Origin of the sequence: Alteromonas sp. MmMcT2-2 (assembly GCF_022348305.1) — a bacterium.
Lineage (GTDB): Bacteria > Pseudomonadota > Gammaproteobacteria > Enterobacterales > Alteromonadaceae > Alteromonas > Alteromonas macleodii.
This window is the reverse complement of the sequence record NZ_JAKRFA010000007.1, coordinates 79,791-104,674: the sequence shown is the minus strand read 5'-3', so window position 1 is coordinate 104,674 and position 24,884 is coordinate 79,791. Positions and strand designations below refer to the sequence as shown.

Below are 24,884 nucleotides of genomic sequence, written 5' to 3'. Positions count from 1 at the left end.
TATGATTGACGACCAAGCGAGTAGCTTAAGAAAAATGAAGCAATCACGGTTAATCAAAGTAATCGCCGTCACCGGTGGCAAAGGTGGCGTAGGTAAAACAAACATTACATTGAACACCGCTATCGCCATGGCGAAGCAAGGTAAACGTGTAATGGTTCTCGATGCGGACCTCGGTCTTGCTAACGTAGACGTTATGTTAGGTTTGCGTGTTGAGAAAAACTTATCCCACGTGCTTTCCGGCGAATGTACACTTGATGAAGTATTAGTGACCGGTCCGCACGGAATAAAGATTGCCCCTGCCACATCAGGTACGCAGTCGATGGCAGAATTGTCGCCAACGCAACACGCGGGCCTAATTCGTGCATTTAGTGAGCTACGCTCGCAAATTGACGTACTTATCGTTGATACAGCGGCAGGTATTTCAGACATGGTGTTGAGCTTTTCAAAAGCCTCACAAGACATCATGGTCGTTGTGTGTGACGAGCCTACTTCATTGACAGATGCGTATGCATTGATAAAAATTCTGAATAGAGAGCACGGTGTTTTCCGCTTCAAAGTTGTGGCTAATATGGTGCGCGACGTGCGAGAAGGCCAAGAGCTATTTAGTAAATTAAGCAAAGTGACAGGGCGTTTTTTAGATGTTGCACTAGAATTAGTGGCGACTGTACCGTTTGACGAGAACATTCGTAAAGCAGTGCGTAAACAAACAGCCATTGTCGATGCTTACCCAGGTTCACCGGCAGCCGTTGCAATAACACAGTTGGCAAGTAAAGCCTTAACATGGCCTATTCCAGCGCAGCCAGGTGGCCATTTAGAGTTTTTCATTGAACAATTAGTCGCAGAAAAAGCCGTAGGAAGTCAGCGTTGAACAGCAAGGCAGCCGCGTATCAACAACAAACCGATAAAGCGCAGTTAGTCGAAAGACATGCGCCATTGGTTAAGCGTATAGCGCATCACTTGATAGCGCGATTGCCTGCTAGTGTTCTTGTAAACGATTTAATTCAATCAGGCATGATTGGATTATTAGAAGCCGCGCGAAACTTTGATGGTTCAAAAGGAGCCAGCTTTGAAACGTTTGCCGGTATTCGCATTCGCGGTGCTATGCTAGATGAAATTCGCAAAGGGGATTGGACACCGCGTTCAGTCCACCGAAATGGCCGAGCGATCACTGAAGCAATTTCGCAAGTAGAAAGCGAAACAGGCCGAGATGCTAGAGATTCTGATATTGCTGATAAGCTTAATGTAAGCTTGCAGGACTATCACCAAATGCTTAATGAAGTAAATGCCGGAAAGCTGGTAGGTATTGAAGATTTAGGTGTGTCAGAAGATGTTATTTCGACAGAGCAAAATCGAGGTAGCGACGCACCACTGGAAGATTTGATGCAAGGCGCTTTCCAAAAAGCGCTTGCCCATGCAATTACGACATTACCTGAAAGAGAAGCGATTGTACTTTCGCTGTATTATGATGAAGAGCTGAACCTAAGAGAAATTGGTGAGGTTCTTGATGTAAGTGAATCGAGAGTCAGTCAAATTCACAGTCAGGCCATGTTAAAACTCAAATCACGAATGAAGTCGTGGCAAGCTGACGAAGAATAGAAATTAATAACAATTAACCCCTCACTGGAGGCTATTTTGGACAAAAGCATGAAAATTCTCGTGGTCGATGATTTTTCTACCATGAGACGTATCATCAAAAACCTACTTAAAGATTTGGGTTTTTCCAACATCCAGGAAGCGGATGACGGAAGTACTGCATTGCCTATGTTGCAGCAAGGTGATTTCGATTTCGTAGTTACCGATTGGAACATGCCTGGAATGCAGGGTATTGACTTGCTTCGCGCGATTAGAGCCGATGACAAGCTCAAGCACCTACCAGTACTTATGGTTACTGCTGAAGCGAAGAAAGAGCAAATTGTTGCCGCCGCGCAAGCAGGTGTTAATGGCTACGTTGTTAAGCCGTTCACTGCAGCAACACTTAAAGAAAAATTAGATAAAATATTCGAACGTTTAGGTTGATCCAGACGCTCACCAGAGAAATGAGGTTTACTGGATGTCAACGAATGTAAACGTTCCAATTTCGTTGGAAGAAGCAAAACAGCTTGTCACCTACCTTGAAGAGGGTGACAACGCTTCAGCCAATGCCCTACTAGAAGCGGCCTCAATGAAAGAAAACGTTGAGTTATTTGCTGAAGTAGGGAAACTGACGCGTCAGCTCCATGACGCGCTGAATAATTTCCAAATAGACGACCGCATTAAAAATCTCGCGACCGATGATATTCCCGATGCACAATCCCGCCTAACCTACGTAATTGAAGAAACTGAAAAAGCTGCTAATACTACTATGGATGCCGTTGAAGCGAGCATGCCTATAGCTGAAATGCTGTCGGCGCGCATCGAAAAGGTTATGCCTGAGTGGAAGAAGCTGATGAATCGCCAAATAGAGTTGGGTGAATTCAAGGCTTTATGCGCAGACTTAGACGAATTGTTGGAAGAAGGTTCGGCACAGTCAGCTAAACTTACACAGTTACTTACAGAAGTATTGATGGCTCAAGGTTATCAAGACTTAACTGGTCAGGTTATTCGCCGCGTTATCGACTTGGTTAAAGAAGTGGAAGACAGCTTAGTTAACATGCTTACCATGTTTGGTGAACGCGACGGTGCAGAACAAACTAAACCATCTAGCGTTAAGGCCGATAAGGTTGATGGTGTAGAGGCAGAAGGCCCTATCATTGATGCCGATAAGCGCGACGACGTCGTGTCAGGCCAAGATGATGTAGATGATCTTCTGTCTAGCTTAGGTTTTTAGGGGAGCGGGCGCATGTCGTTTGATGTTGACGAGGATATATTACAGGACTTTCTAGTTGAGGCTGGAGAGATACTTGAACAATTACAAGAACAGCTCGTTGATCTTGAGAACAATCCTGAAGATGCGGATTTGCTAAATGCAATTTTCCGTGGTTATCACACAGTTAAAGGGGGAGCAGGGTTCCTGTCTCTTACCGAGTTAGTAGAAATTTGTCACGGTGCGGAAAACGTCTTTGACGTAATGCGTAACGGTCAACGAACACTAACCCCTGAACTGATGGATATTATTCTGCAAGCCACAGATGTGGTGGTTGAAATGTTTGAACGAGTGAAAGCTCGGGATCCATTAGAGCCAGCAGATGCACACCTAGTAGACTTATTACACAAACTAAGTCGCCCGGAATCTCCAGATGAGAATATTTTTGGTGAACAAAGCGCGCCGGCGTCAGAACCTGAGCCCGCGATTGAAGAGCCAGAATTAGTTGTTGAAGAGCCTACTGCACAGGCCCCAAGTTCTGGTGATAGCGGCGGTATTGACGAAATCACTGAAGATGAGTTTGAAGCGCTGCTTGATGAGCTTCATGGCTCTGGGGCACCAGGACAGTCCTCAGCGGCTAAAAGCGAACCTGCAAAGGCTGCTGCACCTGCTGCCGCTAGTGATAACGACGATATCACCGACGAAGAATTTGAAGCGCTGCTCGATGATTTACATGGCAAAGGCAAGTTTGGTGGTGAAGAAGCTGCGCCAAAGGCAAATACACCAGCTCCAGCACCAGTTACGCCGAGTGCAGCTGGTGATGAAGAAATCACCGATGACGAATTTGAAGCACTGCTTGACCAACTACATGGCTCAGGGCAAGGGCCTACCAAGCAGGGAGCCGTTTCAAAGGCGCCAGAGCCTCCTGTAGATAAGGCAGCAACAGAAGCGGTTCAAAAAGCGAAACAAGCAGCGCCAGCTGCGCCAAAATCGACGCCTGCTCCTAGCGCCGCAGCGCCAGCTAAAGCAAGCGCACCTGCTGCACCAAAAGCAGCGCCTAAAAAAGATGAGAAGAAGGCGGCACCAGCTGCGCCTCCTGCTGAGACTACAGTACGTGTAGATACCAAGCGCCTTGACCAAATTATGAACATGGTGGGTGAACTCGTACTAGTGAGAAACAGGCTAATAAGCTTGGGTATCAACAGTAACGACGAAAGCATGTCCAAAGCCATTGCCAACTTAGATGTGGTAACGGGCGACTTGCAAGGTGCGGTAATGAAAACCCGCATGCAACCTATCAAGAAGGTGTTTGGTCGTTTCCCTCGCGTTGTTCGAGACCTCGCTAGAAGCTTGAAGAAAGAAATAACCCTTGAGCTTGTGGGTGAGGAAACTGATTTAGATAAAAACCTGGTTGAAGCACTGGCCGATCCACTTGTGCATTTGGTGAGAAACTCCGTCGACCATGGTATTGAAATGCCTGATGATCGTGCTGCAGCGGGTAAACCGCGTATGGGTACAGTTCAGCTATCGGCATCTCAAGAAGGCGATCATATTCTTCTAACCATCGAAGATGATGGTAAAGGAATGGATCCTGAAAAGCTTAAAGAAATTGCTATTAGTCGCGGTGTACTAGACGCAGACGCAGCTGCACGGATGTCGGATGTTGAAGCGTTTAACTTGATATTCGCGCCAGGGTTCTCAACCAAAACAGAAATTAGTGATATTTCTGGTCGCGGTGTGGGCATGGACGTGGTTAAGACCAAAATTAACCAACTTAACGGCACCGTGAACATAGATTCACAGCTAGGAAAAGGCACGCGACTGGATATCAAAGTTCCGCTAACGCTAGCCATTCTTCCGACGCTAATGATTGTTGTAGGAAAACAAACCTTTGCGTTACCATTAGGTGCGGTGAACGAAATAATAAATATGGACATCAAAAAGACCAACACGGTCGATGGCCAGCTAACAATGATAGTTCGTTCAAAAGCAATTCCGTTGTTCTTCCTTGGTGAATGGTTGATTCGAGGTCCCAAAAACATCGATAGAGAAAAGGGACACGTTGTTGTAGTGCAAATTGGTACACAACAAGTAGGATTCGTAGTAGACGCGCTAATAGGCCAAGAAGAAGTGGTTATTAAACCTCTTGATGCATTATTGCAAGGCACGCCTGGTATGGCGGGAGCCACGATTACATCAGACGGTGGAATTGCACTAATTTTAGATATTCCGAGCCTGCTTAAACGGTATGCGCGTAAACCCATCAAGTAAGGCGATGAATTAACAGGAATAATAATCCATGGTCTTTAAAGTCCTTGTCGTGGACGACTCGACTTTTTATCGTCGTCGAGTAAAAGAAATACTCGATGGCGATAGGGAACTTGAAGTTGTTGGGGAAGCGAGAAATGGGCGCGATGCACTTGAAAAAGCAGAAGCGCTTAAGCCGGATGTGATAACGATGGATGTTGAAATGCCTGTCATGGACGGCATTTCAGCTGTAAAGGCCATAATGGACAAACGGCCTACACCTATTCTTATGTTTTCTTCGCTTACGCATCATGGTGCGCAAGCGACATTAGATGCGTTAGAAGCGGGCGCGCTCGATTTCTTACCGAAGAAATTTGAAGATATCGCGCAGGACAGAAAAGACGCATCGCGCTTGTTGTGTACAAAAGTACGCTTAATAGCGCGTCGTGGTATTGGTCTTAAGCGTCCGTCGTTTCGCTCTACAGAGGCAAGAAAGCTTCCTGATAATGCGCCAAAGCAGGCGTTTTTTAAAACATCAGGGTTGCTATCAGGGCATAAAGACGCAGCCAAACAACCAACCGTTTCGTCTGTAAGAGCGACGGGAAAGCACTACAAGTGTTTGGCAATTGGGGCTTCTACAGGCGGGCCTGTGGCGCTTCAAAAAGTGCTGTCTCCTTTACCTGCAGAGTTTCCATACCCCATTTTGCTTGTACAACACATGCCTGGAACATTTACTACGGCATTTGCACAGCGTTTAGACACAAACTGTAAGATTAGAGTAAAAGAAGCCGAGCACGGCGACATTCTAAAGCCAGGTCATGCGTATCTTGCTCCCGGTGGGAAGCAAATGTTGCTAGAAACCATAGGTGCGAATAAACGCATTGCCATTGTTGATGCAAGTGCGAGTGACAAGGTGAATTATAAGCCCAGTGTTGATCTCACTTTCAGTTCTCTGGCTAAAGCTTATGGTGGGGATGTATTAGGAATTATATTAACGGGTATGGGAGCTGACGGCAGAGAAGGATGCCGAATGCTCAAGGAAAAAGGCGCAACGATTTGGGCTCAAGACCAAGATTCCTGTGTTGTGTACGGTATGCCTCAAGCCGTAGCCGTTGCCAATATATCCAGTAAAAATATAAACATTGATGATATGAGCAGTTGCGTTCAAACCGAAATGCGATAGCAGTTTGAACAGTAATGGAACAGCAAATATGAAAGTGTGGACAGTAGCGAATCAGAAAGGTGGTGTAGGAAAGACTACCACTACGGTGAGCCTTGGCGGCTTGCTTGCACAGCAAGGCAAGCGAGTGCTCATGATTGATACTGATCCACATGCATCGCTGAGTTATTACTTCGGTATCGATGCAGAAGCGTCAAGTCATTCAGTTTACGATATTTTTATTAAGTCTAATGACATTACGGCCGATAATGTTATGGATTGTCTGTGCCCGACAAAGTTAGACAACTTATATGTGCTTCCTGCAACAATGGCGCTCGCGACCTTAGATAGAACGATGGGTAGCGAACAAGGTATGGGCTTAGTCCTAAAAAAAGCGTTGGCAAAAATAGCAGGAGAATTCGATGTTGCTATCATCGATTGCCCTCCAGTGCTTGGGGTGCTGATGGTTAACGCTCTTGCAGCGTGTGACAAGGTTATCGTGCCTACCCAAACAGAATATCTGGCGCTTAAAGGGCTTGACAGAATGATTCGTACCATGGAAATCATGGGACGTTCGTTGGACAAATCCTTTGATACTGTGATTATTCCAACTATGTTTGATAAGCGCACTAACGCGGCGCTTGCATCGCGAAAGCGCTTAATGAATGACTATGGTGAGCGCGTGTGGGAAGGGGTTATTCCCGTCGACACGCACTTCAGGGATGCAAGTTTAGTACAGCTTCCCATTTCCGCAGCGTACCCCAAAACACGTGGTGTGTCTGCGTACGAGAAACTATTAGCGGTATTGGAGAAATAACGAGAACATGAGCAAGCAATCGCCTTTTGCCCGTGAAGAAGTGATGGAGGCATACCTTGATAGCCTCCTCAAAGAGCCAGAAGCACCGGAAGATGTGACTGCGCGCACGGCAAAATTGCTCGAGCAGGCTTCTCAGCAGATGGCTGAAACGGCGCTTGCTTCTACCGCCAATGAAAGTGAGCCGCAATCGAATGAACAAGAAGCGATAGCGGAAAAGGTTACATCGTTAATTGAAACGCAAAAAGCAGAGACAATTGAAGATGAACAGCAACAGTCTCACGCAGAAACTTTAGTAGAAAATGAACAAGAAGCTGCGTTAAACCGCGCTGAAAAAACAAAAGTTCCACTAAAGGATACTCTCGGTTTTCGCTTTCAGGCGCTATTCTTTGAGGTTGCAGGGTTAACACTTGCGGTGCCTTTGACGTCGCTAGGTGGGATCCACCAAATTGAGAAGATTGGCCCTTTATTTGGAAAACCTGATTGGTTTATGGGTGTAATGTTGCACAGAGAGTCTAAACTAAGTGTTGTTGACTCTGCAAAATGGGTAATGCCAGAAAAATATGACGAAAACCTCGCACAATCGCTTAACTACCGATATCTTATAATGTTAGGGGAAAGTGCGTGGGGTCTGGCTAGTGAAAAGCTAGTCAATACGGTCAATTTGACTACCGATGATGTTAAATGGCGCGAGTCCACAGGTAAGCGTCCCTGGTTAGCAGGGATGGTTAAAGAAAAAATGTGCGCGTTAATTGACGTTGAAGAATTAATATCTATGCTTAACAAAGGCTTAGGCAGTAACGACCAGACGCCATAGTATTGGGAGCCAGGTTCATGAGCGACGAAAGAATAAATAATAACGCCACCGACAGCAACGACGAAGTCCTTCAATGGGTAACGTATCGCTTAGGTGAAGAAACTTACGGTATCAACGTGATGCAAGTTCAAGAGGTCTTGCGTTATACCGAAATAGCCCCTGTACCCGGTGCACCTGACTATGTACTTGGTATTATCAATCTGCGTGGTAACGTAGTAACGGTTATTGATACACGTGCTCGTTTCGGATTACCGCCAACAGAAATTACTGACAATACCCGTATCGTTATTATTGAGTCTGACGAGCAGGTGGTTGGTATTCTGGTGGATAGTGTCGCTGAGGTGGTTTACTTGAAATCTTCAGAGATTGACAGTGCCCCTAACGTAGGTACTGAAGAGAGTGCTAAGTTTATCCAAGGTGTAAGTAATCGCGACGGCGAACTGCTTATTCTTGTAGATCTTAATAAATTGTTAAGCGACGAAGAGTGGGATGAGCTTAGCAACATCTAAATAAATGAATAGGCGGTATTGATTATAATATTGCCTACATTTCCCCAAGGGTTATGTCCATGGATTGGCAGCTTGCTGCACCTACCTTATTAGAACTCATACTGTGTATTCTTGTAGTTATACTCATCGCCGCGATGGGTGTGCTGTATTCACACATTAAGCAGTTGCGTTCTGCATTAAGCGAAAGCGAACATGCTAACGCAGAGGCTATTGCCCGCACTGAAGCCCTTGCTAAAAATGCAAATAATCAACAAACTGAGGCGCAAGCACGCACCTTGGTGATCACTCGACACCTTCAAGAGTTAGACGAAAAGCAAACTGATATTGAAAACCAGCTTCGAGAACTCAAGCTTCAAGATCCTTCCCTACGCCTATATCAGCGTGCGGCGGACTTAGTCAAGCAAGGCGCTAGCATTGATGAAATTATTGAAGCCTGCGACATTCCTCGTGCCGAAGCTGAGATGTTGGTAATGGTGCATAAACAAAATAATTAGTATTTTTGAGCACCAGAGAAAAATAACGTTTAGACGTCTAGACGTAAAGATGTTGACATATCGCCAGTTATAGACACAATACAGATATTGTAATTTATCACTGGAGCCCTCTATGCCAATTCGTATTCCTGAGCAGTTACCCGCGCAGAATGTACTACTAGGTGAAAATATTTTTACCATGGACATGGACAGGGCTGCCAATCAGGATATTCGTCCTCTTGAAGTCGGTATTCTTAATTTAATGCCGAACAAGATAGAAACAGAGGTACAGTTACTTCGTCTATTATCGAACACGCCACTGCAAATAAACGTGGATTTAATTCGAATTGATAATCAAGCGCCGAAGAATACCCCCCAATCGCACATGGATGCTTTCTATCACGACTTTTCAGCGGTAGCGAATAAGAAATACGATGGCCTCATTGTCACCGGTGCGCCTCTCGCGCTTATCGATTACGAGGAAGTAAAGTACTGGGAAACCATGACCACCATATTGGAGTGGGCGCAGCGTCACGTGAACTCAACCCTTTACTTGTGTTGGGCTGCCCACGCCGCCATGTATCACTTTTACGGCATTACACGAGAGCTTAGAGACGAAAAGTTTTCAGGTGTCTTTAAACACAAAGTGAATGACCCGAATAATGAGCTATTAAGGGGCTTTGATCCTTCTTTTTACGCACCACATTCCCGTTATGGGCATATTAACACCTCGTTGTATAACAGCGTCGATGGACTTAGTGTTGTTGCAGAGTCTGACGATGTAGGCGCTTATATTGTGGCGTCAGAAGATAAGCGCATGGTATTTGTAACGGGTCACCCGGAATACGATCCAGATACACTTAAAGATGAGTATTTTCGAGATATTGCCGCGGGACAAACGCCAGTAATTCCAAAAAACTATTTTGAAGGGGATGATCCAGCCAAGTCTCCTATTGTACAGTGGCGCTCACACGGTAGCCTATTGTTTACAAACTGGCTGAATTATTATGTCTATCAGACCACGCCTTACGATTTAAGTCAGCTTGCTGAAAAGTCACAGCCAAAGAGGTAGCACGTGAGCCAAAGACCAAATTCTAGCGCGCAAGCAACGCTTACAGAAGCCGCTAAAAAGCGCATCCTTATATTAGATGGCGCCATGGGCACCATGATCCAGCGCCATAAGTTAGAAGAAGAAGATTATCGCGGAACACAGTTTGCCGACTGGCACTGCGATGTTAAGGGTAACAACGATTTGCTGGTTCTTACCCAGCCCGATATCATCTATCAAATTCACTGTGATTACTTTGAAGCTGGCGCGGACATTATTGAAACGAATACGTTTAATGCTACGACTATCGCTATGGCCGATTACGATATGCAGGCTCAATCCCGTGATATTAATTTAGCTGCAGCTAAATTGGCGCGTAAAGCTGCCGATGAGTTCACAGCAAAGACACCAGACAAACCCCGTTTCGTGGCAGGTGTACTTGGCCCAACAAATCGCACTGCTTCAATTTCGCCTGACGTTAACGACCCAGGCAAACGCAATGTTACTTTTGACGAACTCGTGGAAGCGTATAGCGAGTCTACCGAAGCGCTCATTGAAGGCGGTGCAGATTTAATCATGCTCGAAACCATCTTCGATACACTTAATGCGAAAGCGGCAGCCTATGCGGTAGAGTCGGTTTTTGAAAAGCTGGGTATATTGCTGCCCGTTATGGTGTCTGGCACGATTACCGATGCCTCAGGGCGCACGCTGTCTGGTCAAACCGCGGAAGCGTTTTATTATTCCATGCGACACATCAGTCCATTCTCATTCGGCTTAAACTGTGCTCTTGGACCAGACTTACTGCGCCAATACGTAGATGAAGTTGCTACTGTTAGTGAGTGCTTAATTTCAGCGCACCCTAACGCTGGTTTACCCAACGAGTTTGGTGAATACGACATGGAAGGCCCTGAAATGGCCGAGCACATCAAAGAATGGGCGCAGTCTGGGCTAGTGAATATTGTAGGTGGCTGCTGCGGCAGTACGCCGGAACACATTCGCGATATTGCTAACGCGGTCAATGGAATTGCGCCAAGAAAAGTGCCACAGTTCGAACCCAAAATGCGTTTGTCAGGCCTAGAGCCGTTTGTACACTAGGAGGGCATTATGAGCGCAGAATTTTCTACATTTATTAATATCGGTGAGCGTACCAATGTAACAGGCTCCGCTCGTTTTAAACGACTTATTCTTGAAGGTGATTATGAAACTGCACTTGATGTCGCAAGGCAACAAGTAGAGAACGGCGCGCAGATCATCGATATCAATATGGATGAGGCCATGCTTGATTCTAAGCAGGCCATGATCACCTTTTTGAACCTAATCGCCTCTGAGCCTGATATTAGCCGCGTACCTATTATGATCGATTCGTCTAAATGGGATGTTATCGAAGCAGGACTTAAGTGTGTACAGGGCAAAGCGATTGTTAACTCTATTAGCTTAAAAGAAGGGGAAGAGCTCTTCTTAAACCAAGCCAAGCTAATAAAGCGTTATGGTGCAGCAACCGTAGTGATGGCGTTTGACGAGACCGGCCAGGCCGATACACAAGCTCGAAAAGTAGAAATTTGTCAGCGTAGCTACAAGCTGCTGACAGAAGAAGTCGGCTTTCCACCTGAAGATATTATTTTTGACCCTAACATTTTCGCAGTAGCGACGGGTATTGAAGAGCACGATAACTACGCGGTTGATTTTATTGAAGCGACCCGCGAGATACGTAAAACCTGTCCGTACTCACATATTTCTGGTGGCCTTTCTAATATTTCATTCTCGTTCAGAGGGAACAATCCGGTTCGCGAAGCTATGCACTCGGTATTCCTATATCACGCTATTCGAGCCGGTATGGATATGGCTATTGTGAATGCAGGTCAGCTAGAGGTATATGACGAAATACCCGCTGAATTGCGCGATGCGGTTGAAGACGTGATTTTAAACCGCAGAAGTGATGCTACTGAACGCTTACTCGATATTGCACCGAACTATCAAGGAGACGGTAAAGCGGCCGCAAAGGAAGATTTATCCTGGCGCGAGCAAGAAGTGAATAAGCGCTTAGAGCATGCGCTTGTTAAAGGCATTACCGATTACATCATTGAAGATACTGAAGAAGCGCGTCAACAAGCTGAGCGTCCGTTACATGTTATTGAAGGGCCGTTAATGGACGGCATGAACGTAGTAGGGGATTTGTTCGGCGAAGGAAAAATGTTTCTTCCTCAGGTAGTAAAGTCGGCCCGTGTAATGAAAAAGGCGGTAGCCCATTTACAGCCATACATTGAAGAAGAAAAGTCAGACGATGCGAAAAGCAACGGTAAAATTCTATTAGCCACGGTAAAGGGCGATGTTCACGATATCGGTAAAAATATCGTAGGCGTGGTACTTCAGTGCAATAACTTTGAAGTGATTGATCTTGGCGTAATGGTGCCAGCGGCGACAATCTTACAAACCGCTAAAGATGAAAACGTTGATATGATAGGCCTGTCGGGCCTAATTACACCATCACTTGATGAGATGGTTCACGTAGCTAAAGAAATGGAGCGTCAGGGCTTTGATATTCCGCTTCTTATTGGCGGGGCGACGACGTCTAAAGCGCACACTGCGGTAAAAATTGAACAAAATTATCATGCACCTGTGGCTTATGTTCCAAACGCAAGTAGAGCAGTAGGCGTGTGCCAGCGTCTTTTAAACAAAGCGTCTCGCGATATTTACGCGCAGGAACTGGCAAAAGAATACGATACGGTACGCGAACAGCACGCCCGTAAGAAGCCGCGCAGCAAGCCGGTGACGTTAGAACAGGCCAGAGAAAACGCTTTTAGGCCAGATTTTACGACTTTGCCAGTAAAACCTGCGAGCCTGGGTGTAACACCGGTAACCGCCGATTTGGCTAACCTGCGTAACTACATCGACTGGACACCTTTCTTCTTAACTTGGTCGTTAGCAGGCAAGTACCCACGTATACTTGAAGATGAGGTGGTGGGAGAGCAAGCACAGTCACTGTTTAACGACGCCAACGCCATGCTGGATAAAATTATCGAAGAGAACAGCCTTCAGGCGAAAGGCGTTATCGGCTTGTTTCCTGCCAATCGCGTTAATGACGATGTTGAAGTTTATACCGATGAGTCGAGAAACCAGATTCAAGGTGTTGCCCATCACTTGCGTCAGCAAACCCTAAAAGACAAATTCGCTAATTATTGTTTAGCAGACTTTGTAGCTGAAAAGTCGAGTGGCATAAATGATTATGTGGGCGCTTTTGCCGTCACCGGCGGTATAGGTGAAGACGAGCTTGCTGATAGCTATATTCAGACTGGCGATGACTACAACGGTATTATGGTTAAAGCGGTGGCAGACAGGCTTGCCGAAGCGTTTGCGGAATATCTGCACAAGCAAGTGCGTAAGCACTATTGGGGCTACGCCGCTAACGAATCACTGAGTAACGAAGAACTTATCCGCGAAAAATATCAGGGCATTAGACCGGCACCAGGCTACGCTGCGTGTCCAGAACACACCGAAAAGCAGCTTATTTGGGATTTATTGTCAGCAGAGCAGCATACAGGTATGAAGCTTACGGAAAGTTACGCCATGTGGCCGGGGGCGTCAGTATCGGGTTGGTATTTTGCTCACCCTGATGCCAAATACTTTGCTGTCGCCAAAATTCAAGCCGACCAAGTAGAGGATTACGCCACACGTAAAGGCTGGACCTTGGAAGAAGCTGAAAAGTGGTTGGGTCCAAACTTAAGTGATTAATGCTGATTAGGCAGGTAACGTGTATGCAAATCGAAAAGCCTTTTAGTCAGGCTTGTGAGAACAACAAGCGCGCCATTTTGAGCGTGCTTGAACGTAAATTTGCCAATTGCCGACAGGTATTAGAGATAGGGAGTGGAACAGGTCAGCACGCCGTATTTTTGGCTGAGCATTTGCCCCATCTTATTTGGCACACAAGCGACCAACCACACTATCACGAAGGCATTGCCGCGTGGCTGAGTGATTCAAATACGGGGAATGTGAAACCTCCCATAGCATTTACCGTTGGGCAAGATGACTTTCCCAACCTCGACATAGACGGGATTTTTACGGCAAACACCGCGCATATCATGCAAAAAGAAGAGGCGAAGCTACTCATGGAATCAGTAGCGTTGCACTTACCCAAAGGGGGCGTATTCTGTCAGTATGGCCCTTTTACACATAGTGGTAAGTTTACTTCTGAAAGTAACCAAGCCTTCCATACTTCGCTTTTAGCGCGTGGTTATGGTGGCTACCGCGATATCAATGAGCTTACTGCTTGGGCAGGCGAGTTAAGCTTGCAAGAAATAATCGACATGCCCGCCAATAACCATATGCTTATTTGGCAAAAACGCTAAAGAAGTATCAAGGCTGCAGCACTTTGCTTTAAAAACAGTTAAAGCAAAGAAAGTCAGCACTCACATCAAAGGAGTAACTATGAGCTTTAAAGTAAACCATTATTTCGACAATAAAGTGAGCTCGATTGGGTTTGAATCTGCAAACGGCCCCTGCACCTCGGGCGTGATGTCGCCGGGTGAATATACATTTTCTACATCACAAAAAGAGCTAATGAAAGTGGTTGAAGGTGAGCTAGTTGTGAAGCTTCCGGGAAGTGACGAATGGCAATCTTTTGCTACAGGCAGCAGCTTTAATGTACCCGCCGATGCTTCTTTTGACGTAAAAGTGTCTACGCCTACCGCTTATCTTTGCTTTTACAGCTAATTCTTAAAAGCGTTTAATTCACTCTGTATTTGAACTTTCGTAGAATTGACTTTCAGAGGTTGTAAAATTTCTCTGTATATCTCAAAGTATTAGAAGTGCAAGCGAGCTTGGCTCACTTGCGCTTTTATACTAATAAAACTAAACCTGAAATGTGTGCGAATTATCAGGGCCTGTTGACCTTTGATGTACGAATTTTGGTCTAAATGGAAGCCTTTTAATCGCGAAACAGTCCTGCAAGCCTAGTGGGCTAAGTTAAAGGGCTGTGACAAAGAGTAAAAGGCTTCCATAACGACCCCTTCGGGCAGCGCCTTTGTGCCATCTATACTGCGTTGAATGTTTTCGACTTAGAACCACGAAACCGTCAAACATCCGCCTTGTCTAGATGGCACAAAGACCGCTGCAAAAATGTACAACAAAGGTCAAGAGGCCCTAGTGCTGGAATACACTTTTCACACGTTGTGGCGTTTAGTAAACAATGAGAAGTACAAATGAAATCCATATCACTCCAAAAAAAGTTCATGCTTATCGTTGGCGGTAGCATAGCTTTGATGTTACTCATTACGGCGTTTTTCTTAGTCAATACCGTTGCAGATAACACCCGCAGTCGCGTAGAAAAAGAGCTTAAATCCTTAGTTGCACGTGAGGCTAATGACGTTGAAGGCTTCTTCGCAACCTATGGCGGCGTTGCTAGAGCATTCCTAAGTAGTCCTTTTCTACAAGATTTTTTTACGCGCCATAACACGCGAGGGGCGCCCGAAAGCCAACTGGCTCAATCCAAAGATATCTATGCCACATTTGAGGGCATCAGCAGCCAAGATCCCATTATTAAATCGGCGTTCTTTGGTTCAGCTAAGACGGGTGAATACTTCTATGAAGAGGGCCGAGTCGGCGTAGACACTTCGGGTCCTGATGCTGGTAATCCTAACGCCGGTTACTTTGCAACTAAGCGTCCGTGGTTTACTACTGCCGTTGAAAAAGGAAAGCTATATGTAACGCCTCCTGCTGTCGATTCCCAAGATGGAAGCGTATCTGCAGTAGTACAAACCCCGATATACAAAAATGGAGCGTTACTAGGCGTTGGCGGTGTCGATATTCTTATTAGCACGGTGGGTAAGGTCATAGATGCCATTCGTTATGAAGAACAAGGCACGGCGTTTTTACTCGATGAAAACCAAAACATTGTTTACTTTCCAAAACAGAGCAAAGCGTTGCCACTAAGCTCCTCTATTCGCAACTTTGACAGCGTGTTTGATAGCACTGAAGGGTTTGGCAAGTTGGCAAGTAATATAGCGGCTAATGAATCTGGTATTGTGCACGTAACCTGGAAGGGGGAAGACTATGTTGCGGTTTTTGAGCACGCTCAGTTAACTAACCCACAAATGAATTGGTCGCTGGGCATTCTTATCCCTGCAAGCATCATTGATAGCCCTATAAATAATGCAATTACTACGGCAATTATCGTCGCCTTTGTGATTATTGGATTAATAGCGCTTATTACTTATTTTGCGAGTGCTAAAGTCACTCAGCCTTTGGTCGAAATGCGCAACGCAATGGCGGAAATAGCGCATGGCGACGGCGACTTAACCAAGCATCTGGAAGTTAAGAGTAACGACGAAATCGGTGCGCTAGCCATAGAGTTTAATACCTTTACTGATAAACTAAGATCATTGCTAAAGGATACTGCCGCTAACACTAAGGCTGTTTCTGATGCAGCGGATCACCTTCGAGATGTGAGTCACGCGACTAGCAAGGAAATTAACCAAGAGCGTAGTCAGGTGGACAATGTGTCTACGGCAGTCACGCAGATGGCTGCTACCGTCGTTGAAATTTCTAAAAATGCGGCACAGTCCAGTGACGCTGCGACTAAAGCAGATGAATTGGTACAAGCCGGCAGTGAGCAAGTGCAAGATGCCATGAGGGAAATTCGCGCGCTGGCTGACGCCATCAGTCAGGGTGTTGAAGTTGTGGGCGGATTGAGCAAAGAGTCAGATAGCATCGGTGCTGTAGTCGATGTAATTAACAGCATAGCTGAACAAACTAATTTACTGGCATTAAACGCAGCCATTGAAGCGGCGAGAGCCGGTGAACAGGGGCGCGGCTTTGCCGTTGTTGCAGATGAAGTTCGCTCATTAGCAAGTCGTACACAAGAATCGACGACTGATATACGAAAAATGGTAGAGCGATTGCAGGCAATGTCTGAGCAGACCAACAGTGTTATGCAGGAAGGACAAACCCGTTCTCAATCTGGTGTCGATAAAACAGAGAAAGTGGTCGAAACGCTTAAAGACATTACCCAGTCTATAGGTTTGGTTCACGAGCAAAGTACTCACATAGCACTTGCGACCGAGCAGCAAACGGAGGTGGCGCAAGATATTAATAAGTCGCTCGTAGCTATCACTGGTTTAAGTGATAAAACTAGTCAGCATGCAGAAGAGTTAGCTGTGGAAGCTACGCAGTTAAGTGCCGTTTCTGGTGACTTAAAAGAATTGGTGGGGCAGTTTAAAATTTAGCGCCATTCATACCGTTAACCGCGCATAATGCGCAATAGTCTTTAATTAGAGCGTTTTCGCTTGCCAACATTGTTGGCAAGCGAGTTGTTCTATTCCTTAGTTTGACATAAGTTTCCGAAATAAAGTTTGGAAAACCTATGGCTTGTGCGTTTGCGAAAGGGCAATGAAATCATCTACAAACCCCAATACGTCCTGCGCTTTTCTATGACCCAAGTACAGCGTTTTTGATACGCCTTGTTCACCAAGCGACCGACAAGTCAGGAGATCGCTTTCTTTTGATTCATCAATTAACCATTTAGGTAGCGCAGTAACACCACGTCCCGCTGCTACCATTTGTAAGATGATCTCTGTGGTTTCAATCGTTTTATGTTGCCTCACTGTGCAATTGGCAGGAGTAAGAAAATGCGTGAATACGTCCAGTCGACTGAGTTCTACGGGGTAGGTGATAAGGGTCTCATTGCTTAAGTCTTTCGGTGTAACAAATGGTTTCTCTGCCAAAGGGTGGTGCTTATCCATTACCAACACTTGTTCATATTCGAACACTGGCGTGTAGGTAATGGTTTCAAGTGAAAGAGGGTCTGGCGTGAGCAATATATCAATATCGTACCCGTGAAGGGCTTGTAAACCGCCAAAAGAGAACGCGCGGCGTACATCTACATCAACATCTGGAAAGGCTTTCAAAAAAGGCGCCACTACCTTGAGCAACCATTCAAAACACGGGTAGCACTCCATCCCAATACGTAATATGCCCTGTTTACCATCGGCGAATCTGCGTAATTGGGCTTCAGTATGCTCAAACTGGGGTAAAACTCGGTGAGCTAAGCCCAATACACTCTGACCCGCCTGAGTCAGCGTGAGTCTTCTGCCGTCTTTTTTCCAAAGCGGTACGTCAAAATGGGCTTCCAACTTTTTCATTGCGTGGCTTAACGCTGACTGGGTTAGAAAAAGCGATTTTGCCGCTTCTGTCATCGTGCCTTCAGCATCTATCGCTCTTACTATTCGTAAATGTTGTCTATCAATCATAATAAATTACAACCAGTTTAACGTTTTTGAAGAGGGCTTGGGGCAGCACTGACTATAGTCACGGCGTCCGACAGGCGAGTTTCAATTATCTCTTTTATGATAATTGATATTTCTCTAAAGGTCTTTCGTCCAGGCGCAGTGTTTCTCCACGCTAATGAGTGCTGACGCTCAATAGGCATATCGGCAATCTCACACACGTGTAACGCTTCAGGCTTGTGCAACTCAGAATGAATATAAAGCCCTGGTAGGAACGCTACACCCATGCCCATTACCACCATTTGACGCAAAGTATCGAGGCTGGTGCCCTCATAATCACGCTGTAAATCTGCCCCAATCTCATCGCAAATGCGCTGCACTTGATGATGAAAGTGATGTCGGTCTTCGAGTGTTAACACTTTCTCGCCGCTTATTTCTTCTGGCTTAACATAGGCTTTTCCTGACAATTTGTGATCAGAAGGCGTAACGAATTTTAAAGGCTCTTTGAAGAGTGGTTGCGTGATCAATTGAGAGTTTTCGCCCGAAAGTGGGGAAAGAATTAGGTCATATTCACCACGCAGTAGACCGTGTTGCAATGCGTTAGGGGCGCCTTCTCGAACATAGAAACGCAAGCCGGGCTTCCGTTTGTGCAGATCTGGTAGCACAAAGGGAAGTAAATAAGGCCCTAGTGTTGGCGGTATCCCTAACCGGTAGGTTACAACTTCACCCTCGGACAAGTCTCGTGCAATTTCGCTGAACCGTTGAGAGGCCTGCAGCACCTCTTCCGCTGCATCAAGCAAGGCTTTACCTTGGGGAGATAACAGCGTTCCCGTGCGTGATCGTTCAAAAAGCGTTAGCCCTAAGAGGTTTTCTAGCGCACTGATCTGACTGGTCAGAGTAGGCTGACTAATTCCCAGTATTCCCGCTGCTTGCCTGAAGCTTAGGTATTTAGCCACTGCAACAAAATAGCGGATTTGGTTAATTGACGGGGTCTTTCCGTTGAACTGCATGGTGAAAATGGCTCTCTCTTACTATGCTTATAGGTAGTGTTACGTAAGCAGTGATAGTATTTAGCTATCGCGAGTTAGTATATTAAACTATTAATCTATCAGGTGAAACTGGCGTAATTACATAATCATTACAATTATTAAAAAATTGGGAGTTATATATGGATCACGTTATCTCAGGTGTTGCCAAATTCCAGAAAGAAGTTTACCCAAACAAAAAAGCTACGTTTCAAAAACTAGCTACTGGGCAGAACCCTGAAGTGCTTTTCATTACGTGCTCTGATTCACGTATCGACCCGAACTTAGTAACACAAACTGATCCGGGTGAACTATTTATCTGCCGTAATGCGGGCAACATCGTACCTCCTCACAGCAACCAAACTGGTGGCATGACAGCGTCTATTGAGTTTGCAGTTGCTGCACTGGGCGTTTCTCACATTGTTATTTGTGGCCATACTGACTGTGGTGCAATGAAAGGCGCCATCAACCCTGAAGGCTTAAGTGCGCTTCCGCATGTAAAAGAGTGGCTAGGTCATTGCCGTGTTGCAACTGAAGTTGTTAAAGAGCGCTGTGGCCATTCAGACCTTTCTATTGACGATCTAGAAGCGGTAACGAAAGAGAACGTTGTTCAGCAAATTCAGCACCTTCGTACTCACCCTGCTGTTGCTGCAAAAATTGCAACAGGTCAGGTTAAGCTTCACGGATGGGTATATAACATTGGTTCAGGTGAAGTGCTTTACTACAACACTGAGTCTGGTGAATTTGATGTAATGGACGAGTCTACTGCCGAAGCACAACTTGCTCGCGGTGAATAAGGTCTATAACGATGGTAAAAATTAACCTTTCAAACCTACGAGGCGATTTTACCGGCGGTTTAACAGCCGGTATCGTTGCTTTACCACTGGCGCTTGCACTTGGTGTCGCGTCAGGCTTAGGTCCAATGGCGGGTCTGTACGGTGCTATTGCGGTTGGCTTTTTTGCCGCACTTTTCGGTGGTACACCAGCACAGATTTCTGGTCCAACGGGGCCTATGGTTGTTGTTCTTGCAGGCTTGTTCGCAAGTCTATCGGGCGACACCAGCCTTATATTCACAGCGGTGATATTGGCCGGTATATTCCAGATTGTTTTTGGTGTCCTTGGTATTGGTCAATACATTCGCCTAGTGCCTTACCCGGTAATATCGGGCTTTATGTCGGGCATCGGTGCAATCATCATTATTCTTCAAATCGGCCGCTTACTGGGCCATGAGCCTCCAGGTGGAACAATCGGCGCATTGACATACTTGCCAACCGCGCTTGCCGATATTGATTTTGCAACCTTGGCGTTAGGCCTTGGTACCTTGGTTATTGCCTACAAATGGCCACCGCAACTAGGCAAGTATGTGCCTGGTGCACTGGCTGCACTTATCATTGGCACGCTTGTAAGTTTAGCGTTGTCTGTGCCAATTCTTGGTGATATCCCGACGGGTTTACCTAGCCTTCACCTTCCAGTATTTGACCAAAGCAAAGCACTGCTTATTCTTGAAGCCGCGTTTATTCTAGCTGTGCTGGGAGCCATCGATAGTCTACTTACATCTCTTGTTGCTGATAACATGACGCGTACCCGTCACGATAGTAACAAAGAGCTAATCGGCCAAGGTATTGGTAATACATTTGCTGGTCTTATCGGCGGTATCGCAGGAGCAGGCGCAACGATGCGTACTGTTGTAAATATCCGTAGCGGTGGTAAGTACAACATTTCAGGTATGGTACACGCACTAGTTCTTCTAGCAATTGTGTTAGGTCTTAGCCCGCTAGCAGCGCAAATTCCTCACGCAGTTCTTGCTGGTATCTTGGTTAAAGTTGGCTTAGATATCATCGACTGGAGTTACTTGAAGCGCGCTCACAAAGGCCCCCGTTGGGACTTCGGCCTCATGATTATGGTGCTTGCGCTAACGGTATTTGTAGATCTGATCACAGCAGTTGGTGTTGGCGTGGTATTCGCAGCATTAGCTTACGTTAAGCAAATCGCACAGCTGCAAATTGAAGAGCTTAAGAAAATCCCTGAGTCGTTAAACGACCCTAAAGAAAATGAGCTATTGGAATCTCTTAAAGACAAAGTATCAATCTTTAGTTTTGGCGGGCCACTAAGCTTTGGTGCGGCTGCCGATTTGGGCCACCACGTTCGTGAGCGTGTGAAACCGGGTTCTAAAGTCACCATTTTAGATTTCTCGCGCGTTCCACTTATGGATGTTTCTGCTGCGATGGCAGTTGATACAGTTACCTCAGATGCACTAGCGGCAGGTCGTCAGCTGGTTATTTGTGGTGCTAATGCAGAAGTCAATAAGGTGCTTGAGGGCGTAAACGAAGCGCACCCAGGGATCCCCAACTTTGACACGCTACACGACGCCTTGCTTTACGCAGAAAAGCAAGTAGCCGGGACTGAAAGCAAAAACACCCGTTTTCAAGCCGCAACGCAGTCGTGAAGTAATATCAAGGTAAGATAAACCTTTCCCTTTTGGCCCTCCTTAGTGAGGGCTTTTTTGTGTCTGTTAGGCAAAGATTTCTTTGCTAAATTTCTGGGGCAGTTTATAGCTGATGCGTGTTTACTTGGATGTCATTGAATAAACAAACATGGAAAATGTTTTATTAATTGATTGTTCAATTAAACTTAACGCTACTGTAACAATTCCTCCCTAGAGTAGTGAGTAAACATTACACAACTACTTTGGGAAACACATGAAAACACACAATAAACTCTCGTTAGCTGTACTTGCAGCACTTTCGTCTATGACTACACCTACAGTGGCGTGGGCAGAGGAAGCAGAGCGTGCTGACGAAGAGCGCATAGAAGAAATTACCGTTGTTGGGCGAAGCGTTTCTTACGCGAATAACGCAACAAGCGACGATATGTTTAAACAACAGGCTAATCTTAGCAGTGTGTTAGCCGCGGTTGATAACCTGCCGGGTGTGCTTATTAACGAAGGTGATACCTTTGGGGCTGATGACTGGTCAACGTCTATTGTTATTCGTGGCTTTCAAGTAAACCTAAACGAGCAGCAAATTGGCATGACGGTAAATGGCATCGCCAACGGTAACTCGAATTACGGTGGTGGCGCGAAAGCGAATCGCTATATTGATACCGAAAACGTAAAAGGCGTTGAAGTTTCTCAGGGTACGGCGGATATCGCTTCCCGTTCACACGAAGCCTTGGGCGGCACACTGAATTTCACCACCATTAACCCGTCTGCGGAGCAGGGCTTAATAACCAGTGTGACTGCGGGTTCATTTGATGCGTCAAAATATTATGTACGCTACGAAACAGGCGAAATCTTTAAAGATACTTACGCGTGGATAAGCCTTTCAAGTCAAGAAAGTTCTGACTTTATGCAGCAGGCAGCAGAGAACACCCGTGATCATTTAGCCATGAAGTTTATCTCTACCGTTAACGACGTGTCTCTTACAGGTTACCTGTCTTACGACGATACCCACGAAGATAACTACCAGCGCATATACGGGCTGGCGCAATATGAGCAAAATCCAGATTGGGACCAGTTAACTGACGAGTGGACAGGCGTGCCTTATCAAGATCAGGCGTATCGTCGAGGTTGGTCTACCCTACGCGAAAACCTTTTCGCTTATTTACAGGCTGACTTTACTATTGGCCAGGTCGATTTTATGACTAACGTGTATTATCACGACAATGAAGGACGCGGCGAATGGGTTCCACCCTATATTGTTGATATCACTGATGACGGAGCAGAAGGGCACTCAGAGCTTATTGTTGGAAATACGGTATTCGGTGGAGAGGAGCTGGGACAAATCTACTTTGTTGATAGACAAGGCAACCAGCTAAGCCCTATTGAGGGGTGTCAAAGCTCACTGACCTTCCCTTATGGTGGTGCAGGTGCAGAATATGACCCAGGCTGTCATGCGCAAGGCGCTATTCCCGTGGGCTCATATCGTCACACCCATTATGATAAAGAGCGTTTTGGCATTAATGCTGATGCTGTGTGGTACACCAAAATTGGTGATTTTGATAATACCGTACGTTTTGGTATTTGGTGGGAAGACTATGAGCGTGGCGAGTCTCGCGATTGGCATAAAATTACCAACTCGTCTATTAGCGTCGATTATGACAACGTGCCTTACTGGGTGCAGTACGACAGAACCTTCCCAGTTGATACCTTGATGTACTATGTGGAAGATGAGCTTGATCTAGGCTTTGCCCGCATTCGCGCTGGTGCCAAGAAGTTTAACGTAGATATCGAGAAAACGGACAACTTTGATTCAGCCAACAACTTAGCGGTGAATACTGACTCAGATAGCTTATTCTCAGCCGGTATCGTTGCACCTTTACCCATTGAAGGAGTGGAAGTTTTCGCAGGTTACGGTGAGAACTTTGCGGCAATCAAAGATGCACAACTAGAGCGCAACGATACTGACCTTCGCTTTATAAAGCCAGAAACCGCTGACAACATTGACGTAGGTTTCCGCTACTCTTCACCTGGTTTCAATGCCAGCGTGACCTACTACAATATTGAGTTTAACGACCGTATTCAATTTACCAGTAACGAAACCTCAGAGGGTATAGACTTTCTTGAAGCAGCCGCGGGTGGATACAAAAACGTGGGCGGTATTGAGTCTAGCGGTTTTGAAATTTCAGCAGACATTATGCTAACCGAAGAGTTCTCGTTGTTCACTTCTATTACCTTAAGCGAGTCAGAATATGTTGCGACGATAGGTAGTTCAGGTACGCAATACGATACACTTGACGATGCGCTGGCAGCCATCGCTGATCCTGAAAACCCAGAAGTGTCACTGGTAGCTATTGAAGGTAATACGGTTATCGGTACGCCTGACACTATGGCGGTAATTAGCCTTGATTGGGCACGCGATAACTACTTTGCAGGCCTGTCTACCAAGTACGTTGATAGCCGCTACCTGGATATTGATAATGCAGCACAAGTTGATGACTATATCGTTAGCGACTTCTATATTGGCGGCTTTATCGAAAACATTGGTTCAGGTGCTGAAGAGCTAGAAGTGCGTTTAACAGTAAACAACCTGTTTGATGAAGACTATGCGTCTACCATTGCACCAGGCGCATTTTGGATTGGCGCACCTCGCGCTGTTGCAGTCAACGCACGCTTAACCTTTTAATCGTGATATCATGCCTGCGGCGGCATTGTGCTGTCGCAGGTTATTTTTTTAGATTTAAGGTTTGGAGTTATAGCATGCCCAAGGTGGGAATGGAGCCAGTTCGCAAGAAGCAATTAATAGAAGCAACGCTAGAAGTGATGGCAGAAGTTGGCTATCACGGTACAACGATTAGCTTAATTAGCAAAAGAGCTGGGCTTTCTTCAGGGATAATCAGTCACTATTTTGGTGACAAGCAAGGTTTAATTGAAGCAACGATGCGCCACCTTCTCGATGCGCTAAAAATCACGCAGCGTATTGACGATCCCCTAGAGCGGATTGATTTCATTATTGAAAATAACTTTTCACAAACGCAAGGGGCGAGTTCCGCCACCAATACCTGGTTTAACTTCTGGGCGTTGTCACTACACAACAAAGGCTTGCATCGTTTGCAGTGTATTAACCACAAACGCTTAGAGCGTAATTTAGCGTTTAGTTACCGCAAGCTACTTAAACCTGAGCAGGTCAAAAACGCCGCTGCGTCTACCGCTGCATTAATTGATGGGTATTGGCTTCGTTATTCCATGGGCAGTGTGGGTAACGGTGATTTTTCAGAAGCTGTAGCCCGTTGCAAGCAATACGTTCGCGATTTAGTTGCCCAATACGGAAGATAAATAAGCAAACGGAAGTTAAAC

The 24,884-nt window shown here is 45.8% G+C and carries 22 protein-coding genes; 20 read left to right on the top strand and 2 right to left on the bottom strand.

Translation table 11 applies throughout. The features are described from left to right. The first annotated feature begins 1 nt into the window (after position 1). The 16 genes from MHM99_RS06435 (at position 2) to MHM99_RS06360 (ending at position 17,066) form a co-directional block, all read left to right on the top strand. Positions 2-868 carry a MinD/ParA family protein gene (locus MHM99_RS06435; RefSeq protein ID WP_014948648.1) on the top strand — a complete coding sequence of 289 codons (867 nt, stop codon included), beginning with the start codon at positions 2-4 and terminating at the stop codon, positions 866-868. Continuing rightward, entirely contained in the window at positions 865-1,596 is a 732-nt protein-coding gene (locus MHM99_RS06430; protein ID WP_239218574.1) for an RNA polymerase sigma factor FliA, read from the top strand. The genes MHM99_RS06435 and MHM99_RS06430 overlap by 4 nt, the downstream gene beginning before the upstream one ends. Before the next feature lie 36 nt (positions 1,597-1,632). After that, positions 1,633-2,016, top strand: coding sequence for a chemotaxis response regulator CheY (gene cheY, locus MHM99_RS06425; RefSeq protein WP_012517682.1), 384 nt, complete (start codon positions 1,633-1,635; stop codon positions 2,014-2,016). 34 nt (positions 2,017-2,050) lie between these two features. Further along, a complete protein-coding gene (locus MHM99_RS06420) occupies positions 2,051-2,806 on the top strand; it encodes a protein phosphatase CheZ (RefSeq protein WP_014948650.1) in 756 nt (251 codons plus the stop codon). Between the two features lie 12 nt (positions 2,807-2,818). Continuing rightward, on the top strand, positions 2,819-5,053 hold the full coding sequence (locus MHM99_RS06415) for a chemotaxis protein CheA (RefSeq protein ID WP_239218572.1): 2,235 nt from the start codon (positions 2,819-2,821) through the stop codon (positions 5,051-5,053). Between the two features lie 28 nt (positions 5,054-5,081). Further along, the gene (locus MHM99_RS06410; RefSeq protein ID WP_014948651.1) at positions 5,082-6,212 is read left to right on the top strand and encodes a chemotaxis response regulator protein-glutamate methylesterase; all 1,131 of its coding nucleotides are present in this window, start codon (positions 5,082-5,084) and stop codon (positions 6,210-6,212) included. Between the two features lie 28 nt (positions 6,213-6,240). Next, on the top strand, positions 6,241-7,005 hold the full coding sequence (locus MHM99_RS06405; RefSeq protein ID WP_014948652.1) for a ParA family protein: 765 nt from the start codon (positions 6,241-6,243) through the stop codon (positions 7,003-7,005). Positions 7,006-7,012: 7 nt separating this feature from the next. Beyond that, on the top strand, positions 7,013-7,819 hold the full coding sequence (locus tag MHM99_RS06400; protein WP_014948653.1) for a chemotaxis protein CheW: 807 nt from the start codon (positions 7,013-7,015) through the stop codon (positions 7,817-7,819). A gap of 17 nt (positions 7,820-7,836) precedes the next feature. Next, positions 7,837-8,328, top strand: coding sequence for a chemotaxis protein CheW (locus MHM99_RS06395; protein WP_014948654.1), 492 nt, complete (start codon positions 7,837-7,839; stop codon positions 8,326-8,328). 59 nt (positions 8,329-8,387) lie between these two features. Next, a complete protein-coding gene (locus tag MHM99_RS06390; protein ID WP_014948655.1) occupies positions 8,388-8,822 on the top strand; it encodes a DUF2802 domain-containing protein in 435 nt (144 codons plus the stop codon). Positions 8,823-8,934: 112 nt separating this feature from the next. Next, positions 8,935-9,873 carry a homoserine O-succinyltransferase gene (gene metA, locus MHM99_RS06385; RefSeq protein ID WP_039224879.1) on the top strand — a complete coding sequence of 313 codons (939 nt, stop codon included), beginning with the start codon at positions 8,935-8,937 and terminating at the stop codon, positions 9,871-9,873. Between the two features lie 3 nt (positions 9,874-9,876). Continuing rightward, complete coding sequence (locus MHM99_RS06380) at positions 9,877-10,944, top strand: homocysteine S-methyltransferase family protein (protein ID WP_061094485.1); 1,068 nt, start codon at positions 9,877-9,879, stop codon at positions 10,942-10,944. Between the two features lie 9 nt (positions 10,945-10,953). Then, positions 10,954-13,578, top strand: coding sequence for a methionine synthase (metH, locus tag MHM99_RS06375; RefSeq protein WP_239218570.1), 2,625 nt, complete (start codon positions 10,954-10,956; stop codon positions 13,576-13,578). Between the two features lie 23 nt (positions 13,579-13,601). After that, on the top strand, positions 13,602-14,192 hold the full coding sequence (locus MHM99_RS06370) for a DUF938 domain-containing protein (RefSeq protein ID WP_061485050.1): 591 nt from the start codon (positions 13,602-13,604) through the stop codon (positions 14,190-14,192). 79 nt (positions 14,193-14,271) lie between these two features. After that, positions 14,272-14,556 carry a pyrimidine/purine nucleoside phosphorylase gene (locus MHM99_RS06365; RefSeq protein ID WP_039224887.1) on the top strand — a complete coding sequence of 95 codons (285 nt, stop codon included), beginning with the start codon at positions 14,272-14,274 and terminating at the stop codon, positions 14,554-14,556. 488 nt (positions 14,557-15,044) lie between these two features. Further along, positions 15,045-17,066, top strand: coding sequence for a methyl-accepting chemotaxis protein (locus tag MHM99_RS06360; protein WP_239218568.1), 2,022 nt, complete (start codon positions 15,045-15,047; stop codon positions 17,064-17,066). 135 nt (positions 17,067-17,201) lie between these two features. Here the strand turns inward: MHM99_RS06360 and MHM99_RS06355 are convergent, their stop codons facing one another. After that, positions 17,202-18,089 carry a LysR family transcriptional regulator gene (locus MHM99_RS06355; RefSeq protein ID WP_039223024.1) on the bottom strand — a complete coding sequence of 296 codons (888 nt, stop codon included), beginning with the start codon at positions 18,087-18,089 and terminating at the stop codon, positions 17,202-17,204. Positions 18,090-18,106: 17 nt separating this feature from the next. Continuing rightward, positions 18,107-19,075, bottom strand: a complete 969-nt coding sequence (locus MHM99_RS06350; RefSeq protein ID WP_014948663.1) for a hydrogen peroxide-inducible genes activator — start codon at positions 19,073-19,075, stop codon at positions 18,107-18,109. A 158-nt stretch (positions 19,076-19,233) separates the two neighbouring features. Here MHM99_RS06350 and MHM99_RS06345 point away from each other — a divergent pair, with 158 nt between their 5' ends. The 4 genes from MHM99_RS06345 (at position 19,234) to betI (ending at position 24,863) form a co-directional block, all read left to right on the top strand. Next, on the top strand, positions 19,234-19,887 hold the full coding sequence (locus MHM99_RS06345) for a carbonic anhydrase (protein ID WP_014948664.1): 654 nt from the start codon (positions 19,234-19,236) through the stop codon (positions 19,885-19,887). An 11-nt stretch (positions 19,888-19,898) separates the two neighbouring features. Further along, on the top strand, positions 19,899-21,536 hold the full coding sequence (locus MHM99_RS06340; RefSeq protein ID WP_049587661.1) for a SulP family inorganic anion transporter: 1,638 nt from the start codon (positions 19,899-19,901) through the stop codon (positions 21,534-21,536). 253 nt (positions 21,537-21,789) lie between these two features. Next, positions 21,790-24,213: a TonB-dependent receptor gene (locus MHM99_RS06335; RefSeq protein WP_239218566.1), complete on the top strand. Its 2,424-nt coding sequence runs from the start codon at positions 21,790-21,792 to the stop codon at positions 24,211-24,213. Positions 24,214-24,287: 74 nt separating this feature from the next. After that, positions 24,288-24,863 carry a transcriptional regulator BetI gene (gene betI / locus MHM99_RS06330; protein ID WP_061485063.1) on the top strand — a complete coding sequence of 192 codons (576 nt, stop codon included), beginning with the start codon at positions 24,288-24,290 and terminating at the stop codon, positions 24,861-24,863. Positions 24,864-24,884 lie beyond the last annotated feature (21 nt).